Origin of the sequence: Inquilinus sp. CAU 1745 (assembly GCF_039839375.1) — a bacterium.
GTDB lineage: Bacteria > Pseudomonadota > Alphaproteobacteria > DSM-16000 > Inquilinaceae > JBDOQU01.
This window is the reverse complement of the sequence record NZ_JBDOQU010000009.1, coordinates 41,873-57,511: the sequence shown is the minus strand read 5'-3', so window position 1 is coordinate 57,511 and position 15,639 is coordinate 41,873. Positions and strand designations below refer to the sequence as shown.

Annotated in this window: 12 protein-coding genes; all 12 read left to right on the top strand. The window is 64.4% G+C overall.

The genetic code is table 11. The features are described from left to right. The first annotated feature begins 2 nt into the window (after positions 1-2). Positions 3-854, top strand: a complete 852-nt coding sequence (locus AAFN89_RS12300; protein WP_347539351.1) for a type VI secretion system accessory protein TagJ — start codon at positions 3-5, stop codon at positions 852-854. After that, entirely contained in the window at positions 847-1,362 is a 516-nt protein-coding gene (tssE, locus tag AAFN89_RS12295; RefSeq protein ID WP_347539350.1) for a type VI secretion system baseplate subunit TssE, read from the top strand. Before AAFN89_RS12300 ends, tssE begins: the two co-directional genes overlap by 8 nt. Further along, on the top strand, positions 1,362-3,236 hold the full coding sequence (gene tssF / locus AAFN89_RS12290) for a type VI secretion system baseplate subunit TssF (protein WP_347539349.1): 1,875 nt from the start codon (positions 1,362-1,364) through the stop codon (positions 3,234-3,236). Before tssE ends, tssF begins: the two co-directional genes overlap by 1 nt. Then, positions 3,200-4,294 (top strand): type VI secretion system baseplate subunit TssG, encoded by a 1,095-nt coding sequence (tssG, locus tag AAFN89_RS12285; protein WP_347539348.1) that lies wholly within the window; start codon positions 3,200-3,202, stop codon positions 4,292-4,294. The genes tssF and tssG overlap by 37 nt, the downstream gene beginning before the upstream one ends. Positions 4,295-4,313: 19 nt before the next feature. Next, a complete protein-coding gene (gene tssH / locus AAFN89_RS12280) occupies positions 4,314-7,079 on the top strand; it encodes a type VI secretion system ATPase TssH (RefSeq protein WP_347539347.1) in 2,766 nt (921 codons plus the stop codon). Positions 7,080-7,168: 89 nt separating this feature from the next. After that, positions 7,169-8,245 carry a hypothetical protein gene (locus tag AAFN89_RS12275; RefSeq protein WP_347539346.1) on the top strand — a complete coding sequence of 359 codons (1,077 nt, stop codon included), beginning with the start codon at positions 7,169-7,171 and terminating at the stop codon, positions 8,243-8,245. A 40-nt stretch (positions 8,246-8,285) separates the two neighbouring features. Next, positions 8,286-9,365: a hypothetical protein gene (locus AAFN89_RS12270; protein WP_347539345.1), complete on the top strand. Its 1,080-nt coding sequence runs from the start codon at positions 8,286-8,288 to the stop codon at positions 9,363-9,365. A gap of 37 nt (positions 9,366-9,402) precedes the next feature. Continuing rightward, positions 9,403-11,439: a type VI secretion system tip protein TssI/VgrG gene (gene tssI / locus AAFN89_RS12265; protein WP_347539344.1), complete on the top strand. Its 2,037-nt coding sequence runs from the start codon at positions 9,403-9,405 to the stop codon at positions 11,437-11,439. Continuing rightward, entirely contained in the window at positions 11,439-12,044 is a 606-nt protein-coding gene (locus tag AAFN89_RS12260; RefSeq protein ID WP_347539343.1) for a hypothetical protein, read from the top strand. The genes tssI and AAFN89_RS12260 overlap by 1 nt, the downstream gene beginning before the upstream one ends. A gap of 16 nt (positions 12,045-12,060) precedes the next feature. Then, entirely contained in the window at positions 12,061-13,605 is a 1,545-nt protein-coding gene (gene tagH, locus AAFN89_RS12255; RefSeq protein WP_347539342.1) for a type VI secretion system-associated FHA domain protein TagH, read from the top strand. A 126-nt stretch (positions 13,606-13,731) separates the two neighbouring features. Continuing rightward, positions 13,732-14,223 carry a type VI secretion system lipoprotein TssJ gene (gene tssJ / locus AAFN89_RS12250; protein WP_347539341.1) on the top strand — a complete coding sequence of 164 codons (492 nt, stop codon included), beginning with the start codon at positions 13,732-13,734 and terminating at the stop codon, positions 14,221-14,223. A gap of 80 nt (positions 14,224-14,303) precedes the next feature. Further along, the gene (gene tssK, locus AAFN89_RS12245) at positions 14,304-15,638 is read left to right on the top strand and encodes a type VI secretion system baseplate subunit TssK (RefSeq protein WP_347539340.1); all 1,335 of its coding nucleotides are present in this window, start codon (positions 14,304-14,306) and stop codon (positions 15,636-15,638) included. Position 15,639 lies beyond the last annotated feature (1 nt).

The following is a 15,639-nucleotide window of genomic DNA, read 5'->3' as shown; positions in this document are numbered from 1 at the left end:
GGATGCTGGCCGAGCAGAGCCTCAAGGAAAACGACCTCGCCGGATCGCTGGCGCATCTGCAGACGCAGATCCGTAAGGATCCTTCGAACGCTTCCCACCGGGTCTTCCTGTTCCAGCTTCTGTCCGTCCTGGGGCAGTGGGATCGTGCGCTGACGCAGCTCAAGGTCCTGGCCGACATGGACGCCGAGACACTGCCGATGGTCCAGACCTACCGGGAGGCCATCCGCTGCGAGATGCTGCGGGCGGAGATCTTCGCCGGCAAGCGGTCCCCAATCATCTTCGGCAAGCCCGAACAATGGCTGGCGCTGATGGTGGAAGCCATGGGTGTCTCCGACCCCGCGCGCGGGGCGGATTTGAGGGCGGAGGCCCTCGAAGCTGCGCCGACCACCTCGGGTACGCTCAACGATCGCCGTTTCGAATGGATCGCCGACGCGGACGGCCGCCTGGGCCCGATCGTCGAAGCGGTCGTCAACGGCCGCTATTACTGGATTCCCGTCCACCGGCTGCGCGAGATCCAGATCGAGGAGCCGGCCGATCTGCGCGACATGGTGTGGACGCCCGTCCAGTTCACCTTCGCCAATGGCGGCCAGACCGTCGGCCTGATCCCGACGCGCTACGCCGGATCGGAGGCGAGCGAGGATTCGGCCATCCAGCTTGCGCGCAAGACCGAATGGATCGAGACCGCGCCCGACTGTTTCGTCGGCCAGGGCCAGCGGCTGCTGACCACCGATGCCGAGGAGGTTGCCCTGCTGGAGGCGCGGACCATCGTGCTGGAGAGCGAGGACGACGAGTCCGACGCGCCGTCGGAGGAGCCGCCGCCGCTGGACGCCGATATCTCCCTGCGCCATGGCTGACCTGACCCCACAGGAGCGATTGCAGCCTTCCCTGCTGGACCGGCTGGCGGATGACGAGCCCGGCGTGACGCAGGAATCCCGCGACCGGCGCGTGCTGTCCGTGCAGCGGCTGCGGGAGGTCGTGCTTCGGGACCTGACCTGGCTGCTGAACGCCGTCAACCTGACGGCGGTGAACGACCTGGAGGATTATCCGGAGGTCGAGCGTTCCGTGCTGAATTACGGCCTGCCCGACATGGCGGGGCACACCGTCTCCGGCGTCGACCTGATCGAGCTGGAGCAGCTTCTCCGGCGGGCGATCATCGAGTTCGAGCCGCGCATCCTGCGCGACACGCTGTCGGTCAAGCTGCTGTTCAACGAATCCGAGATGAACCACAACGCCATGACGTTCGAAATCCAGGGCGACCTGTGGGCGCAGCCGGTGCCGCTGCACATGTATCTGCGCACCGAGCTGGATCTGGAGATCGGCACCGTCAAGGTGTCTGAATTCGCCGCCGGGCGGAACGGCTGATGGACCCGCGAATCCTCCGCCACTACAACCGCGAGCTCCAGTTCATCCGGGAGATGGGAGGGGAATTTGCCGAAGAATATCCGAAGATCGCCGGAAGGCTGAGCCTCAGCGGCTTCGAATGCGCCGACCCCTATGTGGAGCGGCTGCTGGAGGGCTTCGCCTTCCTGGCCGCCCGCGTCCAGTTGAAGCTGGAATCCTCCTTCCCGCAATTCACCCAGCACCTGCTGGAGCTGGTCTATCCGCACTACCTTGCGCCGACGCCTTCCATGGCGGTGGTGCAAATGAACCCGGAGCCAACCGAAGGCGCGCTGGCCGAGGGGTTTCCCGTGGCCCGCGACACGATCCTGCGCAGTCTTCTGGGCAAGGACGACACGACGGCCTGCGAATACCGCACGGCGCACGACGTCACCCTGTGGCCGATCGAGCTGACGAAGGCAGAGTATCTTTCCTCCGTCGGCGCGGTGACGGCGATCGACGTGCCGGTCGGCAAGAAGGTCCGCGCGGCCATCCGCCTCAGGCTGCGCACCACGCTGGGCGTGAATTTCAGCAAGCTTCCGATATCGGCCCTGCCGATCTACCTGCTGGGCGGCGGCGACCTGCCCACGCGGCTTTATGAACAGATCCTGGGCAACAATGCCGGAATCATCGTCCGGCCGACCAGCCGCCCGATCCCGTGGCAGGAGCGTCTGGAGCCGCGCACCGTCCGGCGGCTGGGGTTCGAGACGAACCAGGCGCTGCTGCCGGCGACGCCGCAATCCTTCCAGGGCTACCGGCTGCTGCACGAATATTTCAGCTTCCCGGAGCGATTCCTGTTCGTCGAGTTGACGGAGCTCGACCGCGCGCTGCGCCGGTGCGAGGAGCAGGAGGTGGAGATCATCATCCTGCTGAACCGCAGCGATTCGACGCTGGACAACAGCTTCGACGCCGGCAGCTTCGCGCTGCATTGCACGCCGGCGATCAACCTGTTCCCGAAACGCGCGGATCGCATCCATCTGGACAACCGGTCATGGGAGCAGCATGTCGTCCCCGACCGCACCCGGCCGTTCGATTTCGAGGTCCACAGCGTCGGCGAGATCAAGGGCTATGGCGACAGCAACGATTCAGAGGTCGACTTCCTGCCCTTCTACGCGACCAGCGACGTCAACCGCTATGCCGAGCAAAGGGCCTACTTCACGGTCAGCCGCCAGCCGAGGCTGCTGTCCAGCCGGCAGCGCAAGCGGGGTCCGCGGTCCAGCTATGTCGGCAACGAGGTCTATGTCAGCCTGGTCGATCAGGCGGAGGCGCCCTACCGCGGAAACCTGAAGCAGCTCGGCGTGATGACGCTCTGCACCAACCGCGACCTGCCGTTGACCATGCCGGTGGGCAAGGGCAACACGGACTTCACGCTGGAAGCCGGCGCGCCCGTCGTCTCCGTCCGCTGCGTCGCCGGGCCGACCAAGCCGCGCCCGTCGAACGCCGGCGGTGAGACGGCATGGCGGCTGGTCAACCATCTGTCGCTCAACTATCTGTCGCTGGTTGATCGCGACCCGCAGGAAGGGGCGGCGGCGCTGCGCGAGCTTCTCAGGCTCTACAGCCATAACGAAGCCGCCCTGCACAAGCAGATCGACGGCATCAAGTCGATCCGGAGTACTCCCGTCGTCCGCCGCGTGTCCGACGAGGACAGGATGGCGTTCGGCCGCGGTCTCCAGATCGGCGTCACCTGCGATGAGGGGGCGTTCGAGGGGACGGGCGTCTTCCTGCTGGGCGCGGTCCTGGACGATTTCTTCGCGCGCTATGTTTCCATCAATTCATTCACGGAAACCGTGGTCAGCGCGGTCGACCGTGGGGAGGTCATGCGATGGCCGGTGAGAATCGGGCGCCGTCACCTCCTGTAGAGGAGGCGCCCGTCAGCACGCCTTCTTCCGATAATGACGCCATCGCCACGCTGGCGGCGGAGCCCTATGCGCATGATTTCTTTCAGGCGCTGAGGCGGATCGAGGGCATTCATCCCGAAAAGCCGCGGATGGGCGAATCCGTGCGGGCGGCCGACGATCCGGTGAGGCTGACGCACAACCCGTCCCTGCTGTTTCCGCCGGCCGCCGTCGCGAGGTTCGAACCGGCCGGAGGCAAATGGCGGCTGGTCCAGAACATCCTGGGCCTTCTGGGCCCGAACGGCGCGCTGCCCCTGCACCTGACGGAATACGCGGAATCCCGACGGCTGCACCACCGGGATGGCACCTTCGTCCGGTTCCTGGACATTTTCCATCACCGGATGCTGGCGCTGTTCTATCGCTCCTGGGCGGCGTCCCAGCCGACGGTCAGCTTCGACCGGCCGGAAAGCGACCGCTTCGCCTTCTATCTGGGCTCCCTCTTCGGCATCGGGCCGGAGCCGTTCCGCGATCGCGACGCGATGCCGGACTTGGCGAAGCTGTTCTTCGCCGGCCGCTTCGTGGCGCAGGCGCGCAACGCCGAGGGGCTGGAGGCGGTGCTGCGCGCCTTCTTCCGGGTGCCGGTCCGCATCAAGGAATTCGTCGGCGAATGGATGGCGCTTCCGGCGGAAAGCCACTTCCATCTGGGGGAATCTCCCGACATCGGCGTGCTGGGCCACAGCGCGACGATCGGCGCGCGGGTCTGGGGCGCACACCAGAAGTTCCGGCTGGTGCTGGGGCCGATGAGCTTCGATGACTATCAGCGCCTGCTGCCCGGCGGCGAGAGCCTGCAGCGGATGATCGCGATCGTCAGGAACTATGTCGGCGACGCGCTGACCTGGGACGTCAACATGATCCTCAGCAAGAAGGATGTCCGGCCCTGCCAGCTTGGCACGGGGACCCGACTTGGCTGGGATAGCTGGATGATCGACGGCGAGGCCGATTCCGATCGGCACGATTTGACTCTCAAGCCCATGGCCTATGCGAACCGGCCCGCCGCGGCCGGCGCCATGGCGACACCATAAGATAAACGAGGAGGCGGCGATGGCCGAAATCAGTCGGGGCGCACTATTCGGGAAGTTGAACACCGTCGGCTACAAGTCGATTGAAAGTGCTTTTACTTTTTGTAAACTTCGAGGAAATCGGAGCGTTGAACTGGTGCACTGGCTGCATCAGATTCTCCAACTTCAGGATTCCGACCTCCACCAACTAATCCGACATTTCGCGCTGGACCCATCCCGGCTAGCTAAAGATTTAACTGAGACACTGGAACGGCTGCCGAGAGGATCAACGTCCCCCGTCGATCTTTCGGACGATGTAATGAATGCTGTAGAGCGCGGCTGGGTCTACGGTACGCTAATGTTTGGGGAAAGCCAAGTACGTACCGGCTATCTAATTGTTGGCATAGTTAAAACTAAGCTATTACTGAATAGCTTGTTGAGCATATCGTCTGAATTTAAGAAAATTCCCTCAGATGACTTAGACAAGAATCTGGCCAACATTATTGCGAAATCGCCTGAGGAGGCGATGAGTGCCCACGACGGCTTCACCGTTGGCGGCGGCGCAGCGCCAGGCGAAACTAGCGGTGCCGCCGCGCCGGCCGCCATGGGCAAGGGCGAGGCGCTGAAGCAGTTCACCATCGACCTCACCGAACAGGCGCGGAAGGGTGAGATCGACCCCATCGTCGGGCGCGATGAGGAGATTCGCCAGATCGTCGATATCCTGATGCGGCGGCGGCAGAACAACCCGATCCTCACCGGCGAGGCCGGCGTCGGCAAGACCGCCGTGGTCGAAGGCTTCGCCCTGCGCATCGCGGCCGGAGACGTGCCGCCGCAGCTCAAGGAAGTCAGCCTGCGGACGCTGGATGTCGGCCTGCTCCAGGCCGGCGCCAGCATGAAGGGCGAGTTCGAGAACCGGCTGCGCCAGGTGATCGAGGAGGTCCGCTCCTCGCCCAAGCCGATCATCCTGTTCATCGACGAGGCGCACACGCTGATCGGCGCCGGCGGGGCGGCCGGCACCGGCGACGCCGCCAATCTGCTGAAGCCGGCCCTGGCGCGCGGCACGCTGCGCACCATCGCGGCCACGACCTGGGCCGAATACAAGAAATATTTCGAGAAGGACCCGGCGCTGACCCGGCGCTTCCAGACTATCCAGGTCGACGAGCCGTCGGAGGAGAAGGCGATCCTGATGATGCGGGGCGTCGCCTCCACCATGGAGCAGCACCACCGGGTGCAGCTTCTGGACGAGGCGATCGAGGCGGCGGTCCGCCTGTCCCATCGCTACATCCCGGCGCGGCAGTTGCCGGACAAATCAGTCAGCCTGATCGACACCGCCTGCGCACGCGTCGCGATCAGCCAGCACGCCGTTCCGCCGGAGGTCGATGATTGCCGCAAGCGCATCGACGCGCTGGAGACGGAGCTTCGGATCATCGGCAAGGAGAAGGCCGTCGGCATCGACACCACCGCGCGGGAAACCGATGTCGAGGCGAGGCTTGCAACCGAGCGCGAGCGCCTGACCGGGCTGGAAGCCCGCTGGCAGGAAGAAAAGCAGCTTGTCGACCGCGTGCTGGATATCCGCGCCAAATTGCGCGGCGGCAAGGAGAAGGTCGATACCGCGGAGCTTGAAGCGGCGTCCGCCGAAGCCCCCGTTGCGGCGGAAGGCGACGCCCAGCCCGCCGAACCGGCGGCGGAGGCCAATCCCGCCGAAGCGGCGGCGGAGGATCGCGACGCGCTGCTGGCGGAGTTGCGGGTGTTGCAGGCCGAGCTGGCGACGATGCAGGGAGAGACCCCGCTGATCCTGCCCAGCGTCGACGCCCAGGCCGTGGCGTCGGTGGTCGGGGACTGGACCGGCATCCCCGTCGGCCGGATGGTGAAGAACGAGATCGAGACCGTGCTGAAGCTGGCGGATTCGCTGAACAAGCGGGTGATCGGCCAGAGCCACGGGCTGGAGATGATCGCGCGTCGCATCCAGACATCCCGCGCCGCCCTGGACAACCCGAACAAGCCGATCGGCGTGTTCATGCTCTGCGGCCCGTCCGGCGTCGGCAAGACGGAGACGGCGCTGGCCCTGGCCGAGGCGCTTTACGGCGGCGAGCAGAACGTCATCACCATCAATATGAGCGAGTTCCAGGAGGCGCATACCGTCTCCACGCTCAAGGGCGCGCCTCCGGGCTATGTCGGCTATGGCGAGGGCGGTGTGCTGACCGAGGCGGTGCGGCGCAAGCCCTACTCCGTCGTCCTGCTGGACGAGGTGGAGAAGGCCCATCCCGACGTCCACGAGATCTTCTTCCAGGTCTTCGACAAGGGCGTGATGGAGGATGGCGAGGGTCGCATGATCGACTTCAAGAACACGCTGATCCTGCTGACCTCCAATGTCGGCAGCGACCTGATCATGAACATGTGCAAGGACCCCGACCTCATGCCGGAGCCGGAGGGGATCGCCAAGGCGCTGCGCGAGCCGCTGCTGAAGGTGTTCCCGGCGGCGCTGCTGGGCCGGATCGTGACGATCCCCTACTACCCGCTGTCCGACGAGATGATCGCCAGCATCATCCAGCTTCAGCTGGGCCGCATCCAGAAGCGGATCGCCGGCAACCACAAGATTCCGTTCACCTACGACGACAGCGTCGTGAAGCTGGTCGGGGACCGCTGCACGGAACTGGAGAGCGGCGGGCGCATGATCGACGCGATCCTGACCAACACCATGCTGCCCGCCATCAGCCAGGAGTTCCTCTCCCGGATGATGGAGGGCAAGCCGGTGGAGAAGGTGGAGGTGAGCGCCAAGGACGGCGAGTTCGTCTACGCGTTCGACTGAGCGGGCGTTCGACTGATCCGCGAGACGTAACCGACGCCGGGGAGGCCGGCGCCGGTGGGGGCTTTTAGAGGGGCAAGGGGGCAAGAATAATGACGATAGTGATCGGCGGGCATCGGGGCCCGGTCATCGGCAGCCCGACCAAATTCACCCACAGCGCGCATCTTCAGGCGCGAGACCTCGACGCGCTGGCGGCGATCCAGAAGCAGCGCGAAGAAAACCTGAAGATGATGTTCACCGGCACGACCATCGTCTTCAAGCCGCTGGAAGCGGCCAAGCAGGCTCGCGCCACGGCGAAGAAGCTGAAGAAGGTCGTTTCGACGGTCAAGAAGGGTCCCAAGGAAGCAAAGCCGAATATCGTCGAGGCATCGAAGACCGCCTATCTGGCCGCGAGTGAAGTCCCAGCCACACTGACGACCGACAAAGCCGCGGTCGTGGAATTCCTCAAAGCCTCATTGAACGTCAGCAGCCTGGCGGAGGTCGCCGAGGCCCTTCCCGAACTGGGCATCGTCGAGATCGCGGCCGACATCACGCCGCTCGTGGGCCAGGTCGTCAGCGGTTACAAGACCATCAGGGAACTGACGAAGACGGCGCAATCGATCCACGCCCACTACAAGACCGGGCAGCGGATCAAGGACCTTCTGCCCGGCGATCCCTTCGCCGCCGGCATAGCGCTGCGGACGATGATCCGGCGAGACATCGGCGATCATGCCAGCAAGGCCGCGATCCAGGGCACGAAGTTCGGATTGTCGACCGCGTCCCTCGCCGGCGATGGCGGCATGGCGGCCAGCGTGGCGATGACGCTGGTCAGCCTGACGCAGAAGCTGGTGATGATCGGTATGGAGTTGACGGACATGCGCGCCGGCAACCGCCGGCTGGCCAATCCGGAGACGCTGGATCTCACCATCTTCGACGATTGCCCGTTGCTGGGCTGCTACCTGATCGTCTGTTCGAACACGAGCGACATCGTCAACCTGATCACCCTTCAGATCGGCGCGCCCGGCTGGATGGGCGATGTGGAGCGGATGGTGAAGACCAGCATCTCACCGATGATCAGCGACGCGACCAGCGTCATCAAACATTCGCACCTGGAACTCCAGGGCCTGAAGCAGAACAAGATCGTTCAGAAACCGGGAATGCTTGGAAAACTTGTGAAGAAACTGCACTGACGGTTGGAAGTCCGATCGTCCTATCCAGGAGTGCCGGGCCATGATGTCCGCCAGCAAGTTCAAATCGAAGAGCAATATCTTCCTTCATCGTCGGCATAATCCGATCATCAAGGACATCGACAAGCTGCTGAAGGAGTACGGCAAGTCGAAATCCGAGAACCGGAAGATGAAGTGCCTCGTGTACATCTATATGATGTGCAAGGAGTACTTTCATACGAAGCCACAGGGCAGGCGGGGCGACGCCGTCCAGGAGTTGATGGACCAGGTCAAGCTGGCCCTCGATTCACCGGACTTCAAACAGGGGATCGTGGCCAAGGCCGGTGGCCGGCACTATTCGAACGGCAACAAGCAAGACCTGATGTCCCATACCAACAAAACGTCGACCAGCCTGTCGTCCGGGTACACCTACGAAGGACTTCTTCCGCAGAAGAACTTCATCGACAAGATGCATCTGAGCCTGGACAGCCTGTTGGGGCAGGACAAGTATTTCGGCGTCTCAGCGATGAATAACTATCTTCAGCAGGATTTTATGGTCAATCAGGGAAAGGGGATGGACGAGGCTGAGACAGGGACGATGAAAATCCTGAAGACAGCCCCCTTCTCTCAGGTGTTGGACCACCTCCACGACATGTGGCATTCGCCGCTGTCGCTGGGAACCGGCAAGTTCAACTATCTTAATATGGAAAAGCGGCTGGACTACCTGATCACATTTAAGAACGGCCAGCTTTATTACTACAAATCCGACACACCCGCGGATTCAGGCATCGTTCGCGGCGAATTGGGAAGGTTCCCCTACGCGATCGACACCAGTGAGCGGCTCTACGTCCTCAATGAAGGGGACATCGGCATCAAGTACAACCATTCCTCCATACTGTCGGGCGCGCCGGTCATCTGCGCGGGGGAGATCGCCATCGAGCAGGGGCGGCTGAAGTTCATCGACAACAATAGCGGTCACTACAAGCCGGGGACCGACAACCTTTATGACGCGGTGATGATCCTGCACTACAATGGGGTAAACACGCGAACCTTCCAGGTGAAGGACGAGAAGACGGGTACCGACTACGTCACGGGAGCCGCCTTCATCGGGAACGCGCGCGGCGGCGGACGCCTGTTGCAGTAGCGGCGGCGGGAACAAGGGGCACCGAGAGGCCAAGGCCATGGCATTATCGCAAGCAAACCGTCTGGTGGAGGTGACCACCCCCGCACTGGGCAAGGACGTCCTGCTGTTCCAGCGGATGCAAGCCCGTGAGGGCTTGAGCGAGCTTTTCGAATATCGCGTCGAGATGGTCTGCGACAGCGCGACGGTGAAGCTGGAGGATCTGCTGGGCCAGTCGATGACCGTCGCGTTCGATCTGGCCGACGGCGGCGGGAAGCGCAATCTGAACGGAATCGTCAGCGAATTCCGCTACCTGGGCGGCGACGGGAAGCTGGCGCGCTACGAAGCGACGATCAGACCCTGGCTGTGGTTCATGACGCGGTGGGCCGACTGCCGCATCTTCCAGAACCAGACGACGATCCAGATTATCCAGAAGGTGCTGAAGGATCGCGGCTTCACCGACATCAAGCTGGCGATCACCGGCAAGCCCACGACCTGGGAGTATTGCGTCCAGTATAGGGAGACGGATTTCAATTTCGTCAGCCGGCTGCTGGAGAATGACGGCTTCTATTATTTCTTCGAGCATACCGCCAGCAAGCACACGCTGGTGATCGCCGACGGCCCGTCGGCCCACAAGCCGGCATCGGGATACGAGACCATCCCCTATTACCCGCCGGACAAGGACGCGATGCGGGACAAGGAGTATATCGACCGCTGGGGCGACAGGCAGTCGGTGATTACGGGCGCCTATGCGTTGAAGGATTACGCGTTCGAGGCACCCAAGCGGGACCTGCTGGCCAAGGCGGAGAAGCCGCCGAAGCAGAAGCCGGCCAAACCGGAAATCTATGATTATCCAGGTGGCTATTATCAAGCCAATGACGGCTCTGACCTGACAGGAATCCGGCTTCAGGAAGTCCAGGCGCGGCGCCAGGTCACCGACGGCCACACGAACGCGCGCGGGGTGGGCGTCGGCGGCACTTTCACGCTGAAGGGCTTCCCCCGCGACGACCAGAACGCGGAATATCTGGTCGTTGGCGCCGATTTCGTCGTCACGTCGGACGACTACCGTTCAGCCGGCGGCGAAGGCACGATCGGGGAAGCGCCTCTCTATACGTCGGAGATCAGCTGCATACCGGCGAAGACAGTCTACCGGCCCGCCCGCGCGACACCGAAACCCACGATCAACGGACCGCAGACGGCCACAGTCGTCGGCCCCAAGGGTGAGGAGATCTGGACCGACAAGCATGGCCGGATCAAGGTTCAGTTCCCGTGGGACCGGGAAGGCAAGTCGGACGAGAACAGCTCCTGCTGGATGCGCGTGGCCCAGATCTGGGCCGGCGCAACCTGGGGCGGGATGGCGATCCCGCGGATCGGCCATGAGGTCATGGTCGAATTCCTGGAGGGCGATCCAGACAGGCCCATCGTCACCGGCCGGGTCTATAATGGCGACAACATGCCGGTATACGCGCTGCCGGCCAACAAGACCCAGTCGGGCCTCAAGAGCCGGTCGACGCCGAAGGGGACGAGCGCCAACTTCAACGAACTGCGGTTCGAGGACAAGAAGGATGCCGAGGAAGTCTTCTTCCATGCCGAGAAGGATTTCAATCGCGTCGTCAAGAACAACGACACCCTGAAAGTCGGCTTCGAAAAGAAGGACAAGGGCGACCAGACGGTCGACATCTACAACAGCCGCACGACGACGCTTGACCAGGGCGACGATACGCTGACCGTGAAGACGGGGTCGCGCATCGCCACGATCAAGACGGACGAGACCCTCACCGTCCAGACCGGCAACCAGACGACGAAGGTGGACACCGGCAATCAGACGACCACGATATCGAAAGGAAATCAGACAACCAACGTCACGGCCGGCTCCAGCACGCTCAAGGCAGGCCAGTCCGTCACCATTGAGGCGAATACGTCGATTACCTTGAAGGTCGGAGGCTCCAGCATCGAACTCACCCAGTCGGGCATCAACATCAAGGCGCCGATGGTGACGGTCGAGGGACAGTCGATGACGACCGTCAAGGGAGCGACCACCCAGGTCAACGGTTCCGGCATGCTGGTCCTCAAGGGCGGCGTCGTGAGTATCAACTGATGGCGGAAACGAACAACATCGCGCCCCTCACCCGGATCGCCGCGCCGCGCGCCGCCGATTTGTGCGAGACGCTGGATCTGTCCGAGGAAGGTCGCGCCCAGCTTACCGACGATATGCCGCCGGCGCTGTTCGTTGAGCGGCTGATCGCCGGCCAGCACTATGTCGACGCCATCATCTTCCTGTCCCATGCGCTGCCGAAGCGGCAGGCCACCTGGTGGGCCTGCCTCGCCGCCCGGCGCGACGGGCCGATGAGCAACCCCGCCCGCGTGACGCTGGAGGCCGCCGAACAATGGGTGATGAAGCCGAGCGACGAGAATGGCCGGAAGGCGATGGAGGCGGCGCTCGATTCCGGCGTCGACACGCCCGCCGGCATGGCCGCGATCGCCGCCTTCTGTTCGGGCGGCAGCCTCACGCCGGAGGGCTTCGCAACGGTGGCGCCAGACGCCAAGGCGACGGGACAGACCGTCTTCGGCGCCATCCTCAACAGCGCCTTCAGCGATCGTTCGCCGGACGCGTCGGTGCGGGCGCTGAAGGAGCTTCTGGCCCAGGGGCTGGATCTGGCGCGCGGCGGCAGCGGAAAGCTGGCGACGGAGTCCGCGGAATGATGGTGCGACCGTATAGATGAAACTTATCCTGACCATAGAGAGCCCCACGGGGCTGCCGGCAACGACGCCGCAATCCAGGACGGTCGAATCCGGGCAGATCACGATCGGCCGCGGCGCCGACAATGACTGGGTGCTGCCCGATCCGGACCGGCACCTGTCCAAGAACCATTGCGCGGTCGCCCTCTCCGCCTCTGGGGCGACCGTCACCGACACCTCCACCAACGGCGTGTTCGTAAACGATGCCGGCGCGCCCCTGGGACGGGGCGGGCAGGTATCGTTGCGCGACGGCGACAACATCGCGCTGGGCGAATACCGGATCGGGGTGAAGCTTTCGGAAGTCCAGGCGGGCGAACGGACGGCGCTGTTCGACAATGACCCCTTCGCCGCCGTCCTGGCGGAAGACTGGCGTCCCGACGCGCCGACCCCGGCGCGGAAGGAACCGCTGGCCCCCGACCTGCCCGATCTGGATAATTTCGCGCCGCCGCCCATGCAGCGCGCGCCCGAACCGCCGCCTTTCGACGACGACCTTCTGTCCGACCCCGGCCAGCCGGATCCGCTGGCCGATATCGGGCGGGGCAGCGGATCGGACTTCCCGTTTCTGGACGATCCCGGGTCCTCCCCCGGCGGGGGATCGAGCGACGACATTCTGGGCGGACCGCCTCTGGGTGGGCCGGCGGGCGGTCCGCTTCCGGATGATGGCTGGTCGTCTGCCCCCTCCGATTCCGACCATGTGCCTTCCGAACAGGGATTCTTCCGGCCGCCGAATGTGGAGCCGCCCGCCATCCCGGACGATTGGGACATAGACGAGCTTCTGGGGCCGGATCCGATCGAACCGTCGGCGGCCCAGCCCCAACCGGTCCCGCAGCCGGTTCCACAGCCTGCTCCGCCGCCGCAGCAGCCGGCCGCCGCGCCGCCACCCGCTCCCGCGGCAGCTCCGGCCCCGCCGGCGGGGCCGGCTTCGGGCGCCGGAGTGGACGGGGGCGCGGCACTGCTGGCCGCCTTCTTCCGGGGCGCGGGCATAGAGCCGCCGCAGCTTTCCGGCGAGGAAGCCTCCAAGCTGATGGAGGAGGTCGGCCAATCCTATCGGGAGATGGTCGCTGGCCTGCGCGAAATCCTCATGGCGCGGTCGTCGATCAAGAACGAGCTTCGCGTCGAGCGCACGGTGATCCGGGCGGCGGAGAACAATCCGCTGAAATTCTCCGTCAACGAGGAGGAGGCGCTGGTCTCCTTCCTGGTCAAGCGGCATCCCGGTTTCCTGCCGCCCCTGGACGCGACGCGGCAGGGCTTCGCGGACGTGAAGGCGCATGAGATGGCGGTGATGGCCGGCGTGCAGGCGGCGATCCTGGCGATGCTCAAACAGTTCGACCCCAAGGCGCTGACCGAGAAGCTGGAGAAGACATCCTTCCTCAGCGGGATGCTGCCGGGGTCGCGCAAGTCCCGCTATTGGGAAGCTTACGAGAAGCACTATCGCCAGATCGCGACCGAGGCGATGGACGACTTCCAGGGCCTGTTCGGCCGCGAGTTCGCCAAGGCGTATGAGCAGCAGACACGAAAGTTGTGACCGCCGACGGCGGAAAAGATGAAATTTCCATGCGTTGCTGGCATCATTCCAGCCAAGGCAGGGAAGGTTGTTAAGGGTCCGGGGATAAGGTTATCGCCGGAACAGGCAGTCAGGGGGATTTGGGAAATGGTGCTTGTCCGCAACGCGATCATGATGCTCGCCGCGCTGGGTGTGTTGGCGGCTTGTCAGAGCACGCCGCCGCCCCCGCCGCCGACCATCGTGCAATTGACGGTGGAAGCGGCGGCGGATGTCAATCCGGACGCCGGAGGCCGGGCTTCGCCGGTGCTGGTGCGGGTCTATGAACTGACCTCCCCCGCCGGATTCGCCGGGGCCGACTTCTTTCAGCTTTTCGAGCAGGACCAGGCCGTTCTGGGCGCGGACCTTGTCGCCCGCGACGACCTGACGCTGGAGCCGGGGGAAACACAGTCGCTGACCAAGGAAATCGACCCCCGGACGCAGTTCCTGGGCGTCATGGCCGCCTATCGCGACATAGACGGGTCGGTCTGGCGCGCCACCGTGGCGGTGCCGCCGAACCAGACCACGGCGGTCACGGCGACGATCGGCGCCACCGCCGTCAGCGTGAGCGCGATGCCGGTCGCGCCGCCTGCCGGTTCCTGACGCCGCCGCGCCGCCGGCCGGAATCGCGATGTAGCGCGGGCCGGCCGGGTTAACAGAACGCACCAACAAGCAGGGTCTTCATGTCCTGGGATAACAAGGTCGTCTGGTCGGAGGGGATGTTCCTGCGACCACAGCATTTCCAGCAGTTCGACCGCTATGTCGAAAGGCTGGTCCGCGGCCGCGTGGCCGGGACGAGGCCGCACGCCTGGGGGCTGACGGAGCTGAAGATCAACCGGGAACTGCTGTCGATCGGCAAGTTCGCGGTCGCGTCCTGCCGCGGGGTGCTGGAGGACGGGACGCCGTTCAATATCCCGGAGGATGCGGAGCATCCCGACGCGATCGACATTCCGGAAGATTGCCGCAACGCCATCGTCTACCTGACGCTACCGGTCCGCCATCCGGGCGGCGTGGAAGCCGACCATCAGGACAATGAGGAGAGCATCGCCCGCTACAGCATCCAGGAATACGAGACCGGCGACAGCACGGCCGGGTCGGAGGCGCTGGCCACGCTCACCGTCGGCAAGCTGCGGCTGAAATTCCTGCGCGAGGATGAGGAGCGGGCGGGTTTCGTCTGCCTGGGGCTGGCGCGCATCGTGGAGGTCAGGACCGACAAGCAGGTCGTGCTGGACGACCGCTACATCCCGCCCAGCCTGGTTTCCGCCGCCTCGCCGGCGCTGACCGGCTTCCTGGCGGAGCTGCGCGGCCTGATCAACCATCGCGGACAAGCCCTGGCCGGCCGCGTCTCTGAATCCGGCACCAAGGGCGCGGCGGAGATCGCGGACTTCCTGTTGCTCCAGGCGGTCAACCGCTACCAGCCGCTGATCGCGCATCTTGCGACCTCGGACGAGGTGCATCCGGAGACCTTCTATTCGCTGGCCGTCCAGGTGGCGGGCGAACTGGCGACCTTCGCGTCTAAGACGAAGCGGCCGCCGGAGTTTCCGCCCTACCAGCATGACGATCTGCAGAAGACTTTCACCCCGGTGATGAACGAGCTGCGTCAGCTTCTGAGCGCGGTGCTGGAGCAGTCGGCGATCCCGATCCCGCTGCAGCTTCGCAAGTACGGCATTAGCGTCGCGCCGATCATGGACCGGTCGCTGATCTCCACCGCTTCCTTCGTGCTGGCGGTGCGCGCGGACATCCCGACGGAGACGATCCGCCGCAACTTCCCCAACCACGTCAAGATCGGGCCGGTGGAGCAGATCAGGGAGCTGGTGAACGTCGCGCTGCCGGGCATCGCGGTCCGGCCGCTGCCGGTGGCGCCGCGCCAGATCCCCTACCATGCCGGCGTGACCTATTTCGAGCTGGACAAGACCAGCTCCTACTGGAAGCAGCTTGAGACTTCCGGCGGGTTCGCGATCCATGTCGCGGGCGACTTCCAGAAGGTCGAGATGGAATTCTGGGCGATCAAGGGATAGC

Bases quoted from the DNA above. Each gene is read 5' to 3' on its own strand.
- AAFN89_RS12300 (WP_347539351.1), top strand. From the start codon at position 3: ATGCTGGCCGAGCAGAGCCTCAAGGAAAACGACCTCGCCGGATCGCTG.
- tssE (WP_347539350.1), top strand. From the start codon at position 847: ATGGCTGACCTGACCCCACAGGAGCGATTGCAGCCTTCCCTGCTGGAC.
- tssF (WP_347539349.1), top strand. From the start codon at position 1,362: ATGGACCCGCGAATCCTCCGCCACTACAACCGCGAGCTCCAGTTCATC.
- tssG (WP_347539348.1), top strand. From the start codon at position 3,200: ATGGCCGGTGAGAATCGGGCGCCGTCACCTCCTGTAGAGGAGGCGCCC.
- tssH (WP_347539347.1), top strand. From the start codon at position 4,314: ATGGCCGAAATCAGTCGGGGCGCACTATTCGGGAAGTTGAACACCGTC.
- AAFN89_RS12275 (WP_347539346.1), top strand. From the start codon at position 7,169: ATGACGATAGTGATCGGCGGGCATCGGGGCCCGGTCATCGGCAGCCCG.
- AAFN89_RS12270 (WP_347539345.1), top strand. From the start codon at position 8,286: ATGATGTCCGCCAGCAAGTTCAAATCGAAGAGCAATATCTTCCTTCAT.
- tssI (WP_347539344.1), top strand. From the start codon at position 9,403: ATGGCATTATCGCAAGCAAACCGTCTGGTGGAGGTGACCACCCCCGCA.
- AAFN89_RS12260 (WP_347539343.1), top strand. From the start codon at position 11,439: ATGGCGGAAACGAACAACATCGCGCCCCTCACCCGGATCGCCGCGCCG.
- tagH (WP_347539342.1), top strand. From the start codon at position 12,061: ATGAAACTTATCCTGACCATAGAGAGCCCCACGGGGCTGCCGGCAACG.
- tssJ (WP_347539341.1), top strand. From the start codon at position 13,732: ATGGTGCTTGTCCGCAACGCGATCATGATGCTCGCCGCGCTGGGTGTG.
- tssK (WP_347539340.1), top strand. From the start codon at position 14,304: ATGTCCTGGGATAACAAGGTCGTCTGGTCGGAGGGGATGTTCCTGCGA.